Origin of the sequence: Isoptericola sp. NPDC060185 (assembly GCF_042728595.1) — a bacterium.
Lineage (GTDB): Bacteria > Actinomycetota > Actinomycetes > Actinomycetales > Cellulomonadaceae > Isoptericola.
In genome coordinates this window covers 14,068-31,492 of sequence record NZ_JBHWYY010000027.1, presented here as the reverse complement: position 1 = coordinate 31,492, position 17,425 = coordinate 14,068, and the positions used below count along the sequence as shown (strand labels likewise).

Annotated in this window: 16 protein-coding genes; 11 read left to right on the top strand and 5 right to left on the bottom strand. The window is 73.1% G+C overall.

What is annotated here, in order from left to right:
* Positions 1-6: 6 nt before the first annotated feature.
* From ACFWDO_RS11110 to ACFWDO_RS11095, 4 genes are all read right to left on the bottom strand, one after another.
* On the bottom strand, positions 7-735 hold the full coding sequence (locus ACFWDO_RS11110; protein ID WP_380316083.1) for an aminotransferase class IV: 729 nt from the start codon (positions 733-735) through the stop codon (positions 7-9).
* Positions 736-789: 54 nt separating this feature from the next.
* Positions 790-1,752 carry a heme A synthase gene (locus tag ACFWDO_RS11105; RefSeq protein WP_380316080.1) on the bottom strand — a complete coding sequence of 321 codons (963 nt, stop codon included), beginning with the start codon at positions 1,750-1,752 and terminating at the stop codon, positions 790-792.
* A gap of 85 nt (positions 1,753-1,837) precedes the next feature.
* A complete protein-coding gene (locus ACFWDO_RS11100; protein ID WP_380316077.1) occupies positions 1,838-2,635 on the bottom strand; it encodes an ABC transporter permease in 798 nt (265 codons plus the stop codon).
* Entirely contained in the window at positions 2,632-3,588 is a 957-nt protein-coding gene (locus ACFWDO_RS11095; RefSeq protein WP_380316128.1) for an ABC transporter ATP-binding protein, read from the bottom strand. The genes ACFWDO_RS11100 and ACFWDO_RS11095 overlap by 4 nt, the downstream gene beginning before the upstream one ends.
* A gap of 181 nt (positions 3,589-3,769) precedes the next feature.
* Between ACFWDO_RS11095 and ACFWDO_RS11090 the strand changes: the two genes are divergently transcribed.
* The 9 genes from ACFWDO_RS11090 (at position 3,770) to ACFWDO_RS11050 (ending at position 11,399) form a co-directional block, all read left to right on the top strand.
* Positions 3,770-4,396: an HdeD family acid-resistance protein gene (locus tag ACFWDO_RS11090; protein ID WP_380316074.1), complete on the top strand. Its 627-nt coding sequence runs from the start codon at positions 3,770-3,772 to the stop codon at positions 4,394-4,396.
* Positions 4,397-4,571: 175 nt separating this feature from the next.
* On the top strand, positions 4,572-5,348 hold the full coding sequence (locus ACFWDO_RS11085) for a helix-turn-helix transcriptional regulator (protein WP_380316071.1): 777 nt from the start codon (positions 4,572-4,574) through the stop codon (positions 5,346-5,348).
* Positions 5,345-6,808, top strand: a complete 1,464-nt coding sequence (gene sufB, locus ACFWDO_RS11080; protein ID WP_380316068.1) for a Fe-S cluster assembly protein SufB — start codon at positions 5,345-5,347, stop codon at positions 6,806-6,808. Before ACFWDO_RS11085 ends, sufB begins: the two co-directional genes overlap by 4 nt.
* A gap of 1 nt (position 6,809) precedes the next feature.
* Positions 6,810-8,027, top strand: a complete 1,218-nt coding sequence (gene sufD, locus ACFWDO_RS11075; RefSeq protein ID WP_380316065.1) for a Fe-S cluster assembly protein SufD — start codon at positions 6,810-6,812, stop codon at positions 8,025-8,027.
* A 7-nt stretch (positions 8,028-8,034) separates the two neighbouring features.
* Complete coding sequence (locus ACFWDO_RS11070; RefSeq protein WP_380316062.1) at positions 8,035-8,382, top strand: non-heme iron oxygenase ferredoxin subunit; 348 nt, start codon at positions 8,035-8,037, stop codon at positions 8,380-8,382.
* Positions 8,383-8,424: 42 nt separating this feature from the next.
* Positions 8,425-9,192, top strand: coding sequence for a Fe-S cluster assembly ATPase SufC (gene sufC / locus ACFWDO_RS11065; protein ID WP_380316058.1), 768 nt, complete (start codon positions 8,425-8,427; stop codon positions 9,190-9,192).
* A gap of 36 nt (positions 9,193-9,228) precedes the next feature.
* Positions 9,229-10,527: a cysteine desulfurase gene (locus ACFWDO_RS11060; RefSeq protein ID WP_380316055.1), complete on the top strand. Its 1,299-nt coding sequence runs from the start codon at positions 9,229-9,231 to the stop codon at positions 10,525-10,527.
* Positions 10,528-10,548: 21 nt separating this feature from the next.
* Positions 10,549-11,013, top strand: coding sequence for a Fe-S cluster assembly sulfur transfer protein SufU (sufU, locus tag ACFWDO_RS11055; protein ID WP_380316052.1), 465 nt, complete (start codon positions 10,549-10,551; stop codon positions 11,011-11,013).
* A gap of 26 nt (positions 11,014-11,039) precedes the next feature.
* On the top strand, positions 11,040-11,399 hold the full coding sequence (locus ACFWDO_RS11050) for a metal-sulfur cluster assembly factor (protein ID WP_380316049.1): 360 nt from the start codon (positions 11,040-11,042) through the stop codon (positions 11,397-11,399).
* A gap of 156 nt (positions 11,400-11,555) precedes the next feature.
* On the opposite strand, the gene ACFWDO_RS11045 is transcribed toward ACFWDO_RS11050, so the two are convergent.
* The gene (locus ACFWDO_RS11045) at positions 11,556-11,960 is read right to left on the bottom strand and encodes a DivIVA domain-containing protein (RefSeq protein ID WP_380316046.1); all 405 of its coding nucleotides are present in this window, start codon (positions 11,958-11,960) and stop codon (positions 11,556-11,558) included.
* 243 nt (positions 11,961-12,203) lie between these two features.
* On the opposite strand from ACFWDO_RS11045, the gene ACFWDO_RS11040 reads away from it, so the two are divergent.
* Positions 12,204-15,800 (top strand): TIM-barrel domain-containing protein, encoded by a 3,597-nt coding sequence (locus tag ACFWDO_RS11040; protein WP_380316043.1) that lies wholly within the window; start codon positions 12,204-12,206, stop codon positions 15,798-15,800.
* 260 nt (positions 15,801-16,060) lie between these two features.
* The gene (locus tag ACFWDO_RS11035) at positions 16,061-17,338 is read left to right on the top strand and encodes an aminoacyl--tRNA ligase-related protein (protein WP_380316040.1); all 1,278 of its coding nucleotides are present in this window, start codon (positions 16,061-16,063) and stop codon (positions 17,336-17,338) included.
* Positions 17,339-17,425: the final 87 nt, after the last annotated feature.

Genomic DNA, 17,425 nt, shown 5'->3' with positions numbered 1-17,425 from the left:
ATCACCTCAGACGGCGTCCCGGGGGAGGGCGGCCACCGCGGACCGGATCTCCGCGACGCGGGCGGCGGCGTCGGGCAGCGCGGCGGCGTCGACGGACGCGACGGCGACGATCCCGATCGAGTTGACGAGGAGGGCGCCCGCGAACCCGGCCAGGTCGGCCAGGTGCACCGGCCGCGACACGCAGGGCGCGACGGCTTCGACGAGCGCGAGGCCGGTGCCGCGCAGGTGCGGGGCGGTGGGCCAGACGACGTCGCCGCCCGGCTCGAGGAACCCGACGTTCGCGATCGTCGACTCGGCCACTGCGCCGTCGGGTCCGGTCAGGAGGGCGTCATCGTACCCCTCGCGCTCGACCTGCCGGGCCCACTGCGCCTGGGCGAAGCCGCCCAGGTGCTTGAGGTGGGCGAAGGGTCGCAGGTACGGCACGGCGCGCAGGCGCTGGGGCGCCGTCGGCGGGAGGCGGGGGTCGGTGACCTGGACGGCGACGTGCTCGGGGTCGCGCAGCACCACCCGCACGGACGCGTCGGCGCGGCCGTCGAGCGCGTGCCGCACGAGGGCGCGGACCCGGTCGCCGTCGAGCGGCACGCCGAAGATCTCGCGGTGGGCGGCGTCGAGCCGGAGCAGGTGGTGCTCCAGGCCCTGCACGCCGCCGTGGCGGACCTGCATGGCGGTGAAGTGACCGTCGGTGGACGCGACCTGCTCGGCCGTCGCGGGGCGGCCGTCGACCTCGATGCGCACCCGAGCACGGTAGCGCGGAGCCGGGCGGGGCTGCGCGCCGCCGGGCGTACCCGGCTAGGTGCGGGTGCGCAGGCGCAGGACAGCGTTCGCGGTGGCCCAGGTGAGACAGCCCGCGCCGACCAGGTGGAAGCCGACGAGCAGCTCGGGCAGGCCGGTGAAGTACTGCACGTACCCGATGAGGCCCTGGGCCAGCGTCACGACGACCAGCAGCCACGCGCCCTTCCGGGCGGCCAGGACGCCGGGCCCGGGCACCGTGCGGTACAGCAGCACCAGCAGTACGACGAGCGTGATCGTGAACAGCCAGACGGAGCCGGAGTGCGCCTTGGTGACCGTCAGGGGGTCGAGGGCGAGGCGGTAGCCCACGGAGTCGTCGCCGGAGTGCGGGCCGGAGCCGGTGACGAGGACGCCGAGGGTGACGATCGGGACGAGGAGGACGCCCTGGATCGTGCCGACCACCGACACGGCCCGTCCGCCGACCTGCGCGGGGGTGCCGTCGCCTTCGCCGTGGCGGTGCAGCAGGTAGGCGCTGAACCACACGAGCGCCGCCGAGACGCCGAAGTGCAGCGAGACCCAGCCGGGGTGCAGGTGCAGCAGCACGACGACGCCGCCGATGACCGCCTGCGCGACGACGCCGGCCAGCGGCACGACGCCGAGAGCGCGGTACGACGTGGGCCGGCGGCGGTCGGTGGCCACGAGCACGAGGACCATCAGCCCGACGATCGCCAGGAGGAACGCCAGCGCCCGGTTCCCGAACTCGATGTACGGGTGGATCGTCGAGGCCTGGTGGAAGACGGGGCTGAACTCGCCCGGCTCGCAGTTCGGCCAGCTCGAGCAGCCGAGCCCGGAGTCGGTGAGCCGCACGGCCCCGCCGGTGCCGATGATGAGGATCTGCCCGATGACGTTCGCGAGCAGCACGCCGCGGGTCCAGGGGCGGAACCGGGCGAGGCGGTCGGGCCGGTCGGTCAGCGGGCCAGGACCCGCCTCGGGGGCGGGCGCGGCGGGGCTCGGCGAGGTCACGGGTCCACGGTATCGCCGGAATCCGGGCGCCCGGGCCCCCGCGGGGGCCCGGCGGTGTGACCTTCGCCCGGCTCCCGGCGCGCGGTCACTGCCAGCGGAAGAAGCGGGCCGCGGCCCATGCGAGCAGCGCCGTCCACGCGGCGAGCACGACGACGGCCAGCGCCGGCACCCCGGTGCCGAGCAGGGCGCCGCGCATCGCCTCGCCGAGCGCGCCCGACGGCAGGAACGTCGCGAGGTGCTCGAGCGCGCCGGGCAGCTGCTCCGGCGGCACCAGCAGCCCGCCGCCCACGACGAGGAGCACGAGGACGAGGTTGGCGAGCGCCAGCACGCCCTCGGCGCGCAGCGTGCCCGCCAGGAGCATCGCGAGGGCGGTGAAGCATGCGGTGCCGAGCAGCCCGACGCCGACGGCGGCCAGGATCCCGCCGGCGGCCGGCTGCCAGCCGAGCGCCAGAGCCACGGCGCCGATCACGACGACCTGCACGACCTCGACCGCGAGCACGCCCAGCAGCTTGCCTGCGAGCAGCCCGCCGCGGCCCAGCGGGGTCGTGGCGAGGAGGCGGAGCACGCCGTTGCGCCGGTCGAAGGCGGTGGCGATGGCCTGAGAGGTGAACGCCGTGGACACGCAGGCGAGCGCGAGCACGCCCGGCGTGACGAAGTCGATGCGGGCGAGCCCGCCCGTGTCGATCTCGATCACGCTGGTGCGGGTGAGGCCGAGCAGCACCATGACCGGCAGCACGATCGTGACGAGCAGCTGCTCGCCGTTGCGCAGGACGGCGCGGGTTTCGAAGCCGGCCTGGGCCAGGACCCGGCGCCATGCGGGGGCGGCGAGCCCGGGGGGCTCGGCCGCCGGGGCGGGAGCCGGAGCGGGGGTGGTCGTGGTCATCGCAGGTGCCGTCCCGTCAGGTCGAGGAAGACGTCCTCCAGCGTGCGGCGGCCCACGGTGAGCCGGCTCGCGAGGACGTCCTGGTCGGCGAGCCAGCCGGTCAGCGCGGCCAGCGCGCGGGGGCCGGCGGGGCCCGTCACGACGTAGGAGCCGGGCTGCGGCTCGGCCACCGCCCAGGTGCCGGGGCCGCCGGACCGGCCGCGCTCGTCGCCCAGCCGGTCGTCCAGCTGGTCGCCCAGCGACGCGGCGAGGGCCGCGACGTCCAGGCCGGGGGCGGCGTCGAACCGCAGCGTCCGGTCGTCCTGCGCGTCGGGGGAGAGGAGCTCGGGGACGCTGCCGCTGGCGATGACGCGCCCGTGGTCGACGACGTGCACGCGGTCGGCCAGGTCCTCGGCCTCGTCCATGAGGTGCGTCGTGAGGACGACGGCGGCGCCCTCGTCGCGCAGCTCGCGCACGAGCTCCCACACGGCGTGCCGGCTCTGGGGGTCCATGCCCGCGCTGGGCTCGTCGAGGAAGACGACCTCGGGCCGTCCGACCACCGCCGCGGCGAGCGACAGCCGCTGCCGCTGTCCGCCCGACAGGCGGCGCACCGTGGTCCGCGCGAACGAGCCGATGCCCAGGCGCTCGCCGAGCTCCGTCACGTCGCGCGGGGCTGCGTACATGGCGGCGACGTGCCGCAGCACCTCGCCCGCGTGGGCGCCGGTCGGCAGTCCGCCGTCCTGGAGCATGACGCCCACGCGGGGGCGCAGGGCGCGCGCGTCGGCCACCGGGTCGAGCCCCAGCACCCGCACCGTGCCGCCGTCGGGGGAGCGCAGCCCCTCGCAGCACTCGATCGTGGTGGTCTTGCCGGCGCCGTTGGGGCCGAGCACGGCCGTCACCGCGCCGGCGTCGGCGACGAGGTCCAGGCCTGCGACCACGTCCCGGCCGCCGTAGCGTTTGACGAGGCCCCGCACGTGGACCGCGGCACCGGCGGAGGGCTCGACGGAGCCGGCACGGCGGTCCTCGGCAGGGCGGGCGGGCGGCGTGGCGCCGTCCGCGCCCGATGGCGCGATCGAGGTGGGCACCGGAAGATTCTACGGAGTCGCCCGGACGGGGCGGCGCCCCGTCACGCCCGACCGGAGGAGCAGCACGACCATGACCTTCTACACGTTCACCCCGCCGCAGGACGTCGCCGCCCTGGCCCGGCGCCTGTGGTACTGGCCGGTGATCCGCGGCGTGCTGGCGCTGCTGTTCGGTCTGCTGGCGATCTTCCTGCCGGACAAGACGCCGGGCCTGCTGGTCCAGGTCTTCGGGGTGTTCGTGCTGATCGACGGGCTCGTGAGCATCATCGACGGGATCCGGCGCCGGGGGACCTCGGCGGGATCCGTCAACACCGGCATCGGCATCGTCTCGTTGGTGGTCGGTGCGCTGATGCTGTTCATCCCGAACTTCTTCCTCGGGTTCGTGCTGGTGCTCATCGCGATCTGGGCGCTGCTGGTGGGGCTGCTGCAGCTCTTCGTGGTCCCGACGATGCGGCGCCGTGGCGGGGCGTCGTGGGTGTGGAACCTCATCGTGGGTCTGCTGCTGATCGCGCTCGCCGTGGTGTGCTTCGTCAACCCGAGCAGCGCCATCGTGGGCCTGTCCATCGTGATCGGCGTGTTCGCGGTGATCATCGGCATCGTGATGATCGCGCTGGGGGTCAAGCTGCACCAGCTCGGCACGCAGGGTCCGGGCGACGGCCCGGGCGAGGTCATCGAGGGGCGCATCGTCAGCGGGGAGTGACGTTCGCGACACCTGCCCTCCCAGCGGCCCGTGACGGGGGCCGGTGAGGCATGCCTTGCTTGACATCCTGGATTACGCAACAAGGATGTTCCCTATATCGACGTCGTCGCCGGTGGCCGTGTCCTGCAGTTGAGGCCTGCCCCCGGTCGGTCCACGAGCCGTAGGGGAGGAGCGCATGCCGACGAGCACGACCGACCGCAGCTCGGCGCGCGCCGTCCCGCGCGTCCTCGACGGCGCCCCCGAGGCCGACGGCACCACCCGCCGCCGCGTCCTGGAGCTCGTCGCCGGCGAGGGCCCCGTCAGCGCCGCCGAGCTGGCCGACCGCCTGGGACTCACCTCCGCGGCCGTGCGCCGCCACCTGGCCTGCCTCGAGGAGGACGGGACGATCGCCGTGCACGACGGCGGCCCGTCGTCCGGCCGCCGCGGGCGCCCTGCGCGCCGGTACGTGGTGAGCACGCGCGGACAGTCCGACCTCGCGGGCGGCTACTCCGAGCTCGCTGCCCAGGTGATGCGCCACCTGCGCGAGACCGGCGGCAGCGAGGCCGTCGCCCGGTTCGCGGCGGAGCGCTACGACGCCGTCGTCGCGCGGTACGCGCCGCGCCTCACCGCCGCCGACCCCGAGGGCCGCGCGGGTCAGCTCGCCGACCTGCTCTCGGCCGACGGCTACGCGGCGTCGGTCCGGCCCGTGTCCGGCCCGCTGCTCCCGACGGTCCAGCTGTGCCAGGGCCACTGCCCCGTGCAGCACGTCGCCGAGGAGTTCACCGAGCTGTGCGAGGCGGAGGCCCGCGCCTTCTCCGAGCTGCTGGGCACGCACGTCCAGCGCCTGGCCACCATCGCGGGCGGCGCGCACGCCTGCGTCACGAACGTCCCGACCGTCACCACGCAGGTCACACCCCAGAACCTCCCCACCCCGGCCCACCGCACCCGCGGCACGCAGGAAGGAACACGATGAGCGCTCCCACCCAGGACGCCGCCCAGGCGGCTTCGGCGCAGAGCACCGAGAAGCGGTCCGATGACGAGATCATCGACTCGATCGGTGCGTACGAGTACGGCTGGCGCGACAGCGACGCCGCGGGCGAGGCCGCACGCCGCGGCCTCAACGAGGACGTCGTCAAGAACATCTCGGAGCTGAAGGACGAGCCCGAGTGGATGCGCAAGGCGCGCCTCAAGGCGCTGCGCCTGTTCGACAAGAAGCCGATGCCGAACTGGGGCGCCGACCTCACCGGGATCGACTTCGACCGCATCAAGTACTTCGTGCGCTCCACGGAGAAGCAGGCCGCCAGCTGGGAGGACCTGCCCGAGGACATCCGCGCCACGTACGACCGGCTCGGCATCCCCGAGGCGGAGAAGCAGCGCCTCGTGGCCGGCGTCGCCGCGCAGTACGAGTCCGAGGTCGTGTACCACCAGATCCGCGAGGACCTCGAGGCCCAGGGCGTCATCTTCGTGGACACGGACACGGGCCTGCGCGACTACCCGGAGCTGTTCCAGGAGTACTTCGGCACCGTCATCCCCGCCGGTGACAACAAGTTCGCCGCGCTGAACTCGGCCGTGTGGTCGGGCGGCTCGTTCGTCTACGTGCCGCCGGGCGTGCACGTCGAGATCCCGCTGCAGGCCTACTTCCGCATCAACACGGAGAACATGGGCCAGTTCGAGCGGACGCTGATCATCGCGGACGAAGGCTCCTACGTGCACTACGTCGAGGGCTGCACCGCGCCGATCTACTCGAGCGACTCGCTGCACTCCGCGGTCGTCGAGATCGTCGTGAAGAAGAACGCCCGCGTGCGCTACACGACCATCCAGAACTGGTCGAACAACGTGTACAACCTGGTGACCAAGCGCGCCACGGCCGCCGAGGGCGCCACCATGGAGTGGGTCGACGGCAACATCGGCTCCAAGGTGACGATGAAGTACCCGGCGATCTACCTGCTGGGCGAGCACGCCCGCGGCGAGACGCTGTCCATCGCCTTCGCGGGCGAGGGCCAGCACCAGGACGCCGGCTGCAAGATGGTGCACGCCGCGCCGCGCACGTCGTCGTCGATCGTGAGCAAGTCCGTCGCCCGTGGCGGCGGCCGCACGTCGTACCGCGGCCTGGTGCAGGTGCTCGAGGGCGCCAAGCACTCCGCGTCGACCGTGCTGTGCGACGCGCTGCTCGTCGACCAGATCTCCCGGTCCGACACCTACCCGTACGTCGACGTCCGCGAGGACGACGTGTCCATGGGGCACGAGGCGACGGTCTCGCGGGTGAGCGAGGACCAGCTGTTCTACCTCATGTCCCGAGGCATGGAGGAGACCGAGGCGATGGCCATGATCGTGCGCGGGTTCGTCGAGCCCATCGCGCGCGAGCTGCCCATGGAGTACGCGCTCGAGCTCAACCGCCTCATCGAGCTGCAGATGGAAGGGTCCGTCGGCTGAAATGACTGCTACCACTGATCTGTCCACGGATCACTCCCGCGCCGTGGCCGACGGCGCGCACTCCCACGGCGTCGTCCCGGTCGGCTCGCGCGCCGAGCGCAAGACGTCGTTCGACCTCGCCGACATCCCCGTGCCCACCGGGCGCGAGGAGGAGTGGCGGTTCTCGCCCGTCGCGCGGCTCCAGCCGCTGTTCGGCGAGGACCTGGGCGCCGGCGGCGTCCTCACGACCGTCGTCGAGACGCCCGAGGCCAAGGTCGAGATCGTCGGCAAGGACGACCCGCGCCTGGGCACCACCGGCAAGCCGGGCGACCGTACCGCCGTGACCGCGTGGAACGCGGCCGCCGAGGCGACCGTCGTCACGCTCCCGGCCGAGGCCGTCGCCACCGAGGTCACCTCGGTGCGCGTCGAGGGCGCGACCAAGGACGCGACGGCGCAGCACCTGCTGGTGCACGCCGAGCACCACGCCGAGGGTGTCGTCGTCATCGACCACCGCGGCGACGCCGTCCTCAACCAGACGGTCGAGATCGTCGTGGACGAGGGCGCGCACCTGACGGTCGTGTCGGTGCAGGACTGGGCCGACGGCGCCGTGCACGCCTCCAGCCACCGCGCCCGCATCGGCCGCGACGCCAAGCTCAAGCACGTCGTGGTGACGTTCGGCGGCGACGTCGTGCGCATCACCCCGGACGCGACGTTCACGGGCGAGGGCGGCGAGGTCGAGATGGTCGGCCTGTACTTCGCCGACGCGGACCAGCACCAGGAGCACCGCCTCTTCGTGGACCACGCCGTGCCGCGCTGCAAGTCGCGCGTCACCTACAAGGGCGCGCTGCAGGGCGCCGGCGCGCACGTGGTGTGGGTCGGGGACGTGCTCATCCAGGCCGAGGCCGAGGGCACCGACACCTACGAGCTCAACCGCAACCTGGTCCTCACCGACGGCGCCCGCGCCGACTCGGTGCCGAACCTGGAGATCGAGACGGGCGAGATCGAGGGCGCGGGGCACGCGTCGGCGACCGGCCGCTTCGACGACGAGCAGCTCTTCTACCTCATGGCCCGCGGCATCCCCGAGGTCGACGCGCGTCGCCTCGTGGTGCGCGGCTTCTTCGCCGAGCTGATCGACCAGATCGGCGTCCCGTCGGTCGAGGAGCGCCTGCTCGCGTCGATCGAGGCCGAGCTCGAGAAGTCGATGAGCGTCATCACCGGCGTCGCGCCGGCCGCGGAGTGACGCGGCGATGACCTCTCAGCTGGCCTGCATGGCCGACGACCTCGCCCCCGAGGAGGCCATGCTCGTGGAGCTCGACGGCGCGGACGGGGCCCCGGTCCCGGTCGCCGTCGTGCGCGACGCCGACGGCGGCTGGCACGCCCTGTCCGACATCTGCTCGCACGGGCAGGTCTCCCTGTCCGACGGGGAGGTCGAGGGCTGCCTCGTCGAGTGCTGGCTGCACGGCTCGCAGTTCGACCTGCGCACCGGCAAGCCGGTCCAGCTCCCCGCGACGCAGCCCGTGCCGGTGTACCCGGTGACCGTGGACGGCGACCGCATCCTCGTGGACGTCGACGAGCGGCTCGCCGTCGCGTCCTGACCTGCCTCAGACTTTCGCAACACAGACCTGGAGACACGAAGCATGCCCACCCTGGAGATCCGCGACCTGCACGTCAGCGTCGAGACCAAGGAAGGCGCCAAGCCGATCCTGCGCGGCGTCGACCTGACCATCAACTCGGGCGAGACGCACGCCATCATGGGGCCGAACGGCTCCGGCAAGTCGACCCTCGCCTCGGCCCTCGCCGGCCACCCGAAGTACACGGTGACCTCGGGCACCGCGACGCTCGACGGCGAGGACCTCCTCGCGATGACCGTCGACGAGCGCGCCCGCGCCGGCCTTTTCCTCGCCATGCAGTACCCGGTCGAGGTGCCGGGCGTGTCGGTGGCGAACTTCCTGCGCACCGCCAAGACCGCCATCGACGGCGAGGCGCCCGCCCTGCGCACGTGGGGCAAGGAGGTCAAGGGTGCGATGGAGAACCTCCGCATCGACTCGACCTTCGCCGAGCGCTCCGTCAACGAGGGCTTCTCCGGCGGCGAGAAGAAGCGCCACGAGATCCTGCAGATGGAGCTCTTCAAGCCCCACTTCGCGATCCTCGACGAGACCGACTCCGGCCTGGACGTCGACGCCCTGCGCGTCGTGTCCGAGGGCGTGAACCGGGCCAAGGCGAACACCGACGTCGGCGTCCTTCTCATCACGCACTACACGCGCATCCTGCGCTACATCAAGCCCGACTTCGTGCACGTCTTCGTCGACGGCAAGATCGCCGAGGAGGGCGGCCCCGAGCTCGCGGAGCAGCTCGAGGAGAACGGCTACGACAAGTACGTCGGCACCGGCGCGACGATGGCCTGACCTCCTCTGTCGAGGAGCCGTCACCAGGAGGACAGCATGACCACCACCGACACCGTGCGCCCGTCGCTCACCGCGGCGGAGCTCGCCGCCGTGCGCGCGGACTTCCCGCTGCTCGGGCGCACGGTGCGGGGCGGCCGGCCGCTCGTCTACCTGGACTCGGCCGCGACCTCGCAGAAGCCGAACGTGGTGCTCGAGGCCGAGGTCGACTTCTACGAGCAGCGCAACGCCGCCGTGCACCGCGGCGCGCACCAGCTCGCGGAGGAGGCGACCGAGGCGTTCGAGGACGCGCGGTCCGCCGTGGCCGCGTTCGTCGGGGCCGACGTCGACGAGATCGTCTGGACGTCGGGCGCGACGGCGGCGCTCAACCTCGTGGCCTACGCGTTCTCCAACGCGACGGCCGGGCGCGGGGGAGCGGCCGCCGAGCGGTTCCGCCTGGCGCCGGGCGACGAGATCGTCGTCACCGAGGCGGAGCACCACGCGAACCTCGTGCCGTGGCAGGAGCTGTGCGCGCGCACGGGCGCCGTCCTGCGCTGGTTCGGCGTCGACGACGAGGGGCGCATCGACCTCTCCGACGTCGCGAGCGTGATCACCGACCGCACCCGCGTCGTCGCGTTCGGGCACGTGTCGAACGTGACCGGCGCGATCGCTCCGGTGGCCGAGCTGGTCGCGGCGGCGAAGCGGGTCGGGGCGCTGACCGTACTGGACGCGTGCCAGTCCGTGCCGCACCTGCCCGTCGACCTGCACGCCCTGGGCGTCGACCTCGCCGCCTTCAGCGCGCACAAGATGCTCGGCCCCACCGGCGTCGGCGCCCTGTACGGGCGGCGCGAGCTGCTCGAGGCCATGCCGCCCGTCACCACGGGCGGGTCGATGGTCGAGGTCGTGACCATGGCCGAGACCACGTACGCGCCGCCGCCGCAGCGGTTCGAGGCGGGCACGCAGATGGTGGCGCAGGCCGTCGGCATGGGTGTCGCGGCGCAGTGGCTGGACGAGCTGGGCATGGACCGCGTCGCGCGGCACGAGCAGGAGCTCGCGGCCGAGCTGGTGCGGATCGCCGAGATCCCGGGCGTGCGGATCGTCGGGCCGGCGGACGCGCGCGACCGGCTCGCGGTCGTGTCGTTCGTCGTCGACGGCGTGCACGCGCACGACGTCGGGCAGGTGCTCGACGACAAGGGCATCGCGGTGCGCGTGGGTCACCACTGCGCGCAGCCGCTGCACCGCCGGTTCGGCGTGGCGGCGACGGCCCGCGCGTCGGCGTCGGTGTACACCACCACCGAGGAGATCGCGGCGTTCCGGGAAGCATTGGCGGGCGTGCGCGCGTTCTTCGGTATGGACTGACGGCAGGCGGAGAGGACAGCAGTGAGCTCGCTCGAGCAGATGTACCAGCAGGTGATCCTGGACCACGCGAAGCGCCCGCACGGGCGGGGGCTCGTGGACGCGCCCGCCGACCACCGGTCGGGGGAGTCGCACCAGGTCAACCCGACCTGCGGCGACGAGATCACGCTGCGCGTGGACGTCGACGGCTCCACCGTCGCCGGGGTGTCGTGGGAGGGTCAGGGCTGCTCCATCTCGCAGGCCTCGGCCTCCGTGATGACCGAGCTGGTCACCGGGCACGACCTGGCCGACGTCGCCCGCATCGACGCCGTGTTCCACGACCTCATGGGCTCGCGGGGCAAGGGCCTGGACGACGAGGACGCGCTCGACGCGCTCGGGGACGCCAGCGCGTTCACCGGTGTCTCGCAGTACCCCGCCCGCATCAAGTGCGCGCTGCTCGGCTGGGCGGCGCTCAAGGACTCGCTGGCGCGCAGCGGCGCGCTGAGCTGAAGCCGACCCGAATCTGAGAGGACACGATGACCGAGAACACGACCGACGAGGTCGCCCCGCCGGCGGCGTCCCCGACGCCGACCACGGCCGCCGACGTCGAGGAGGCCATGCGCGACGTCATCGACCCCGAGCTGGGCATCAACGTCGTCGACCTGGGCCTCGTGTACGGCATCCAGGTGGACCAGAACAACATGTCCACGATCGACATGACGCTGACGTCCGCGGCCTGCCCGCTGACCGACGTCATCGAGGACCAGGCGGGCACCGCGCTCGAAGGCCTCGTCGACGGTTTCCGCATCAACTGGGTCTGGATGCCGCCGTGGGGCCCGGAGAAGATCACCGACGAGGGCCGCGAGCAGCTGCGGATGCTGGGCTTCAACGTCTGATCTCGCGACACAGCCCCTCTGTCCTGCATCACCGCTGGACAGAGGGGCTTCTTCGTTCTCAGGTGCACCTCGTGGCAGGTCGTGGGCCGTCGACCGGCGTGCCGTCCGCGGTGAGCCTGCGGGAGCTCCGCGGCGGCCGCGCCGAGCGGGCGAGGCTCAGTCGCGGCGGCGCGTGAACCAGCCGCGGAGGCCACCGGTGCTGGCGGGCAGGGTGGGGCTGGTGATCGTGCTGTCGGGGGCTGTCGAGGTGATCGACGGGGTGTCGGCCGGGCTCTGCTCGGGGCGGCTCGGAGCGGCGCCCGCCGAGCCGGTCGCCGTCGCGGCGGCGCGCGTCTTGACCTCGTCGAGGTAGTCGTCCACCTCGGTCATGTCGTAGCCCTCGCGGAACTTCGTGGACGCGAACCGGGCGCCGTCGACCAGGGCGGCGACGTCGGTGCCGTCCTTGACCGCCGCGACGAGCGTGTCGAGGAAGTCGTCCACCTCCGACATGTCGTACCCCTCGCGAAGCTTGGTGGTGGCGAAGCGCTTGCTGAGGATCTCTTCCGCGAGGCTCGTGCTCATGCGACGAGGACGTCATGCCGGTGCGCCCGGGCGCCTCCGGGTATCGCCCCGCCCTCTTGCTTGATTGCGCGCGTCGTTGAAGAATTCGAGCAACTTCGATCACTGCGTCCCCGAGGGAGTGGGCGCAGCGCGTCCGTCGGAGTGCCTGGATCACGGGAGAACGACATGTCGACGAAGACAGGTTCACGGATCGGCAGGATCAGCAGAGGGACAGCGACGGGGCGCCGACGACGGCGCGGCGCGGTGGCCGCGCTCGCGGCGCTGGTGCTCGTGCCCGGCCTGGCGCTCGCCGTCCCGGCGGCGTCGGCCGCGGGCGAGGATGCCGCGGCGGGGACCACGCTGGGCGACGTCACCGGGATGGAGCGGGACGGCGACACGTTCACGTTCGCCGCGGAGACGTCCGCGCAGGGCGAGGCGAAGCTCCGGGTGAGCTTCCTCGAGGCGGGGGCGCTGCGCGTCCGCCTCGCCCCTGACGGGACGTTCACCGACCCGGCGAACGACGCTCCGTCAGACCCGGACGCGCCCGCCGCGAAGATCGTCGTCGGCGAGCTCGACGGCGACGCCGGCGCCACCATGACGGAGACGTCCTCGGCGTACCGGATCGCGACGGCCGACGCGACGCTCACCGTCACCAAGGCGCCGCTGACCCTGGCGCTCGCGGACGGCTCGGGCGCGACGCTGTGGGCAGAGACGACGCCGCTGTCCTGGGACGCCTCCGGCACGACCCAGTCGCTCACGCGCGGCGCGACCGAGCAGTTCTTCGGCGGCGGCATGCAGAACGGGCGCTTCTCGCACCGCGACGAGACGATCCAGATCTCTCGCGACTACAACTGGGACGACGGCGGGAACCCGAACGCGTCGCCGTTCTACCTGTCCAGCAACGGGTACGGGGTGCTGCGCAACACGTTCGCCGCGGGGAGCTACGCCTTCGGCGACCCGGTCGCCACGCGGCACGCCGAGCAGCGGTTCGACGCCTACTACTTCGTCGGCGACACGCGCACCGTGCTCGACGACTACACCCGGCTGACCGGGCGGCCCGCGATGCTGCCCATGTACGCGATGGAGCTCGGCGACGCGGACTGCTACCTGCACAACGCCAACCGCGGGGAGCGCGAGACGCTGCGCGACTCGACCGCGATCGCGCAGGGGTACACCGACCACGACATGCCGCTGGGCTGGATGCTCGTCAACGACGGCTACGGCTGCGGCTACGAGGACCTGCCCGAGACGCACGACATGCTCACCCAGCACGGCTCCGAGCTCGGTCTGTGGACCCAGGCCGACCTCACCGAGCAGCCGGCCGAGGTGGCCGCCGGCGTCCGCGTCCGCAAGACGGACGTCGCGTGGGTCGGGCCCGGCTACCGCTTCGCGCTGTCCGCGTGCGAGAAGGCGAACGCGGGCATCGAGGACAACGCCGCCGACCGCGCCACCGTCCTCACGATCGAGGGCTGGGCGGGCACCCAGCGGTGCGGCGCGATGTGGAGCGGTGACCAGTCGGGCAGCTGGGACTACATCCGCTGGCAGATCCCGACGTACGCGGGCTCGACGATGTCGGGCCAGGCGGCGACGACGGGCGACGTCGACGGCATCTTCGGCGGCAGCGCCCAGACCTACACGCGCGACCTGCAGTGGAAGATGTTCCTGCCGATGACGTACGCCATGAGCGGGTGGGCGGCGAGCGACAAGCAGCCGTACCGGTACGGGGAGCCGTACACGTCGATCAACCGCTCGTACCTGCACCTGCACGAGCGGCTGCTGCCCTACCTGTACACGTACCAGGCGGACGCCCACGCGACGGGCCTCGGCTCCACGCGGCCGCTGTACGTGAACTACCCGGACGACCCGAAGACGTGGGGCGACGACGTGAAGTACGAGTTCCTCGCCGGCGACGACTTCCTGGTGGCGCCGGTCTACGAGGACACGACCGTGCGGGACGGCATCTACCTGCCGGAGGGCACCTGGACCGACTACTGGACCGGGCGCACGTACACGGGCCCGACGACGATCGACGGCTACTCCGCGCCCCTGGACCGGTTGCCGCTGTTCGTGAAGGGCGGCGCCATCGTGCCGATGTTCCCCGACGGGACCACCGACTGGGAGGCGGGCAAGAAGGCCGGCCGGCTCGACGTCGACGTGTACCCGCAGGGCTCCTCGGAGTTCACCCTGTACGAGGACGACGGCCGCACGCAGGAGTACGCCGACGGGGCACATGCCGCGCAGCGGATCGCCGTGACGGCGCCGCAGGCTGGCAAGGGCGAGATCTCGATGTCGGTGGGGAGGCTGACCGGGGACTACACCGGCAAGCCGTCCGCGCGCAGCTACCGGTTCACGCTGCACACGGACGCGGCTCCGTCGGTGGTCCGGGTCAGCGGCCAGAAGCTGGCGGCCGTCGGGGACGTCGAGGACCTCGACCGCGGCCCGGGGTACGTCTTCGACCCGGCGACCGGCGTCCTGACCGTGCAGACGGCGAAGGTCTCCACGGCATCGTCGTTCGACGTCACGGTCAGCGGGTCGGCCGCGGTCGGCGGGGAGCACCCCGCCGAGCGGGCCGTCGACGTCGCGGTCACCGCGCCGTCGCTGTCGCTGGCCGGAACGGCCGGGACAGCCACGCTGGCCCTGACGAACCACACGGGCAAGCCGATCGACGTCACGGGCGCCACCGTCACCGCGCCCGACGGGTGGTCCGTCGATGCGACGTCGTCCACGACGGCGAAGTCCCTGAAGGACGGCGCGACGTTCACCGCGACGTTCGGCGTCACCCCGCCGGACGACGCCGCCCCCGGCCAGGTGACGATCGGCGGCACCGCCGACTACCGGGCGCGCACGACACCCCGCCAGGTGTCGGCACGCGCGCAGACGACGGTCGCCTACGCGAGTCTCGCCGCGGCGTTCGACAACGTCGGCGTCACGACCCTGGCGGACCCGTCGAAGGGGAACATCGACGGCGGGGGCGGCAGCCTCATCGCCGAGCGGCTCGCCGCCAAGGGTGTCACCCCGGGCGCCACCGTGAGCGCGAACGGGTTCGACTTCACGTTCCCCGACGCGGCGCCGGGCACGCCCGGCAACGTCGGGAGCGCCGGCCAGACCGTGCCGGTCTCCGGGGACGGGAACGTCATCGGGGTGCTCGGCACGGGCACCAGCGGGTCGGCCACCGGAGGGGTCACCGTGCACTACGCGGACGGCAGCACCGACGCGAGCACGCTCGGCATGCCGAACTGGTGCTGCCTGGCGACGAACTCCTACGGGGCGAAGATCGCCGTCGTCACCCTCGGGAAGAACACCCCCACCGGGGCGGCCTACCCGACCACCGAGTACCGCCTTTACACCAACACGATCCCGATCGATCCCGACAAGAAGGTTGTGGCGGTGACCCTGCCGGCCAACGCCGCGGTGCACGTGTTCGCGCTGGACGTGGGCACCGAGACGGTGGTGCCGCCGCCCGTCGCCGACGGGCAGTACTCGCTGGCTCTGGCGAGCGGGCAGCGGCTGACGGCGCCGGGGAACGAGTCGACGCAGCTGACGGTGGCGGCGGAGTCGAGCTCGCCGACCCAGAAGTGGGTCCTCACCCGCCTCGGCGGGTCGGACTACACGATCCGGAACGCGGGCAGCGGCCAGTGCGCGGACGTCTTCTACAGCTCGAGGGACCAGGGCGCGCTCGTCGGGCAGTACGGCTGCGGGGGCACGGACAACCAGGTCTGGCAGGTCAGCGTCGAGGACGGACAGCTCCGGCTCGTGAACAAGAACTCAGGGCTCGCGCTCACGGCCGACCCGGACGGCAAGGTCGTGCAGCGCACCGACACCGGTGCGTCGAGCCAGCGGTGGGCCGCCGCGGCGGGCTGATCGGACCCTGCCCGAAGCGCCCGGGGTGGGGCCGGCGTCGCCGCCGGCCCCGCCCTCGTCGTGCGGGTTCCCCGTTGACCGGGCCGGTGCCACGCCGTAGCGTCGGGGCATGCGCAGCCTTCAGGTCACGACGACGCCGGACACCTCCGGCGCCGACTGACCGCTGCACGCACCACCGCACGCACCCAGGCCCCGGAGCTCGCTCCGGGGCCTTTCTCGTGCCCGGGCGGCTCCGCCACCTCGCCCGAAGGAGCACCGCCATGAACCACCGTGACCAGAGCCACGACCAGCCCGTCGTCGATCCCGACGCCGGACCCGACGTCCTCGACCACCGCGACCTCGCCCGCGCGATGGGGATCTTCACCACCAGCCCGCTGGTGGGTCCGGGGCTGCCCCTGTGGCAGCCGGCGGGCGCCGTCGTGCGCCGCGAGCTGGAGCGGCTCGCCGAGGACGTGGCGCTCGCGGGCGGCTGCGAGCCCGTCTGCACCCCCGTGCTGGGCAAGCGGTCGCTCTTCGAGCGCTCGGGTCACTGGGCGAAGTTCGCCGACGACATGTTCCCCGCTCTCGACGACGGCAGCGACGACCCGCTCGTGCTGCGGCCCGCCAACTGCCCGCACCACGCCCAGCTGTACGCGGCGGAGCCCCGCAGCCACCGCGACCTGCCGGTGCGGTACCACGAGCTCGGCGCGATGTTCCGCGCCGAGCGCTCGGGCGTGCTCAGCGGGCTCTCGCGCGTGCGGCAGATCAACCTCGACGACACCCACGTCTTCTGCCGCCCGGACCAGGTCCCGGGCGAGGTCCGCGCCGCGCTCGACGCCGTCCTCGGCGTGCTCGACGTGCTGGGCCTCGCGCTCGACCACGTGCGCCTCTCGCGCAGCGACGGCTCCGGCCGCTGGCTGGGCGGGCCCGAGCGGTGGGCGGAGGCGGAGGGCATGCTGCGCGCCGCGATCGAGCCCACCGGCCTCCCCTGGGAGGACGGCCCGGGGGAGGCGGCCTTCTACGGACCCAAGCTGGACGTGCAGGTGCGCGACGCCCGCGGCCACGAGGAGACCCTCGCCACCGTCCAGCTCGACCTCAACCAGCCCGAGCGGTTCGACCTGGGCTACACCGCGCCCGACGGTTCGCGCGAGCGGGTCGTGATGATCCACCGCGGCACCGTCGGCTCGATGGAGCGGATGGTCGCCTTCCTGCTCGAGCAGCACGCCGGCCGCCTCCCGGTCTGGCTGGCGCCCGTGCAGGTGTGCCTGCTGCCGGTCGGCGACCCGGCGCCCGCCGACGAGGCCGCCCGGGCGCTGCGCCGCCGCGGGGTGCGGGTGCGCCTCGAGGCGGACGGGTCGCTGGGGAACCGGGTGCGGCTCGCGCGCGGACGACGCGACGCGCTGCTCGCCGTCCTGGGCCCGCGGGAGGCCGCCGCCGGCGTGCTCGCCGTCACCGACCCGGCGACCGGCGCCCGCGGGAGCCTGTCGGCCCACGAGCTCGGCGTGCGCCTGGCCGCCGCGTCCGCCGAACGCGTGGCGCGGGTGCGGCTGGACGGCTGACCTGACCCCCGGCCCGTGCAGGCCGAGCCGTCCTCGCGCGCGGCGGACGACCCGCGCGTACGGTACGAACCAGACGGTGGACAGTGG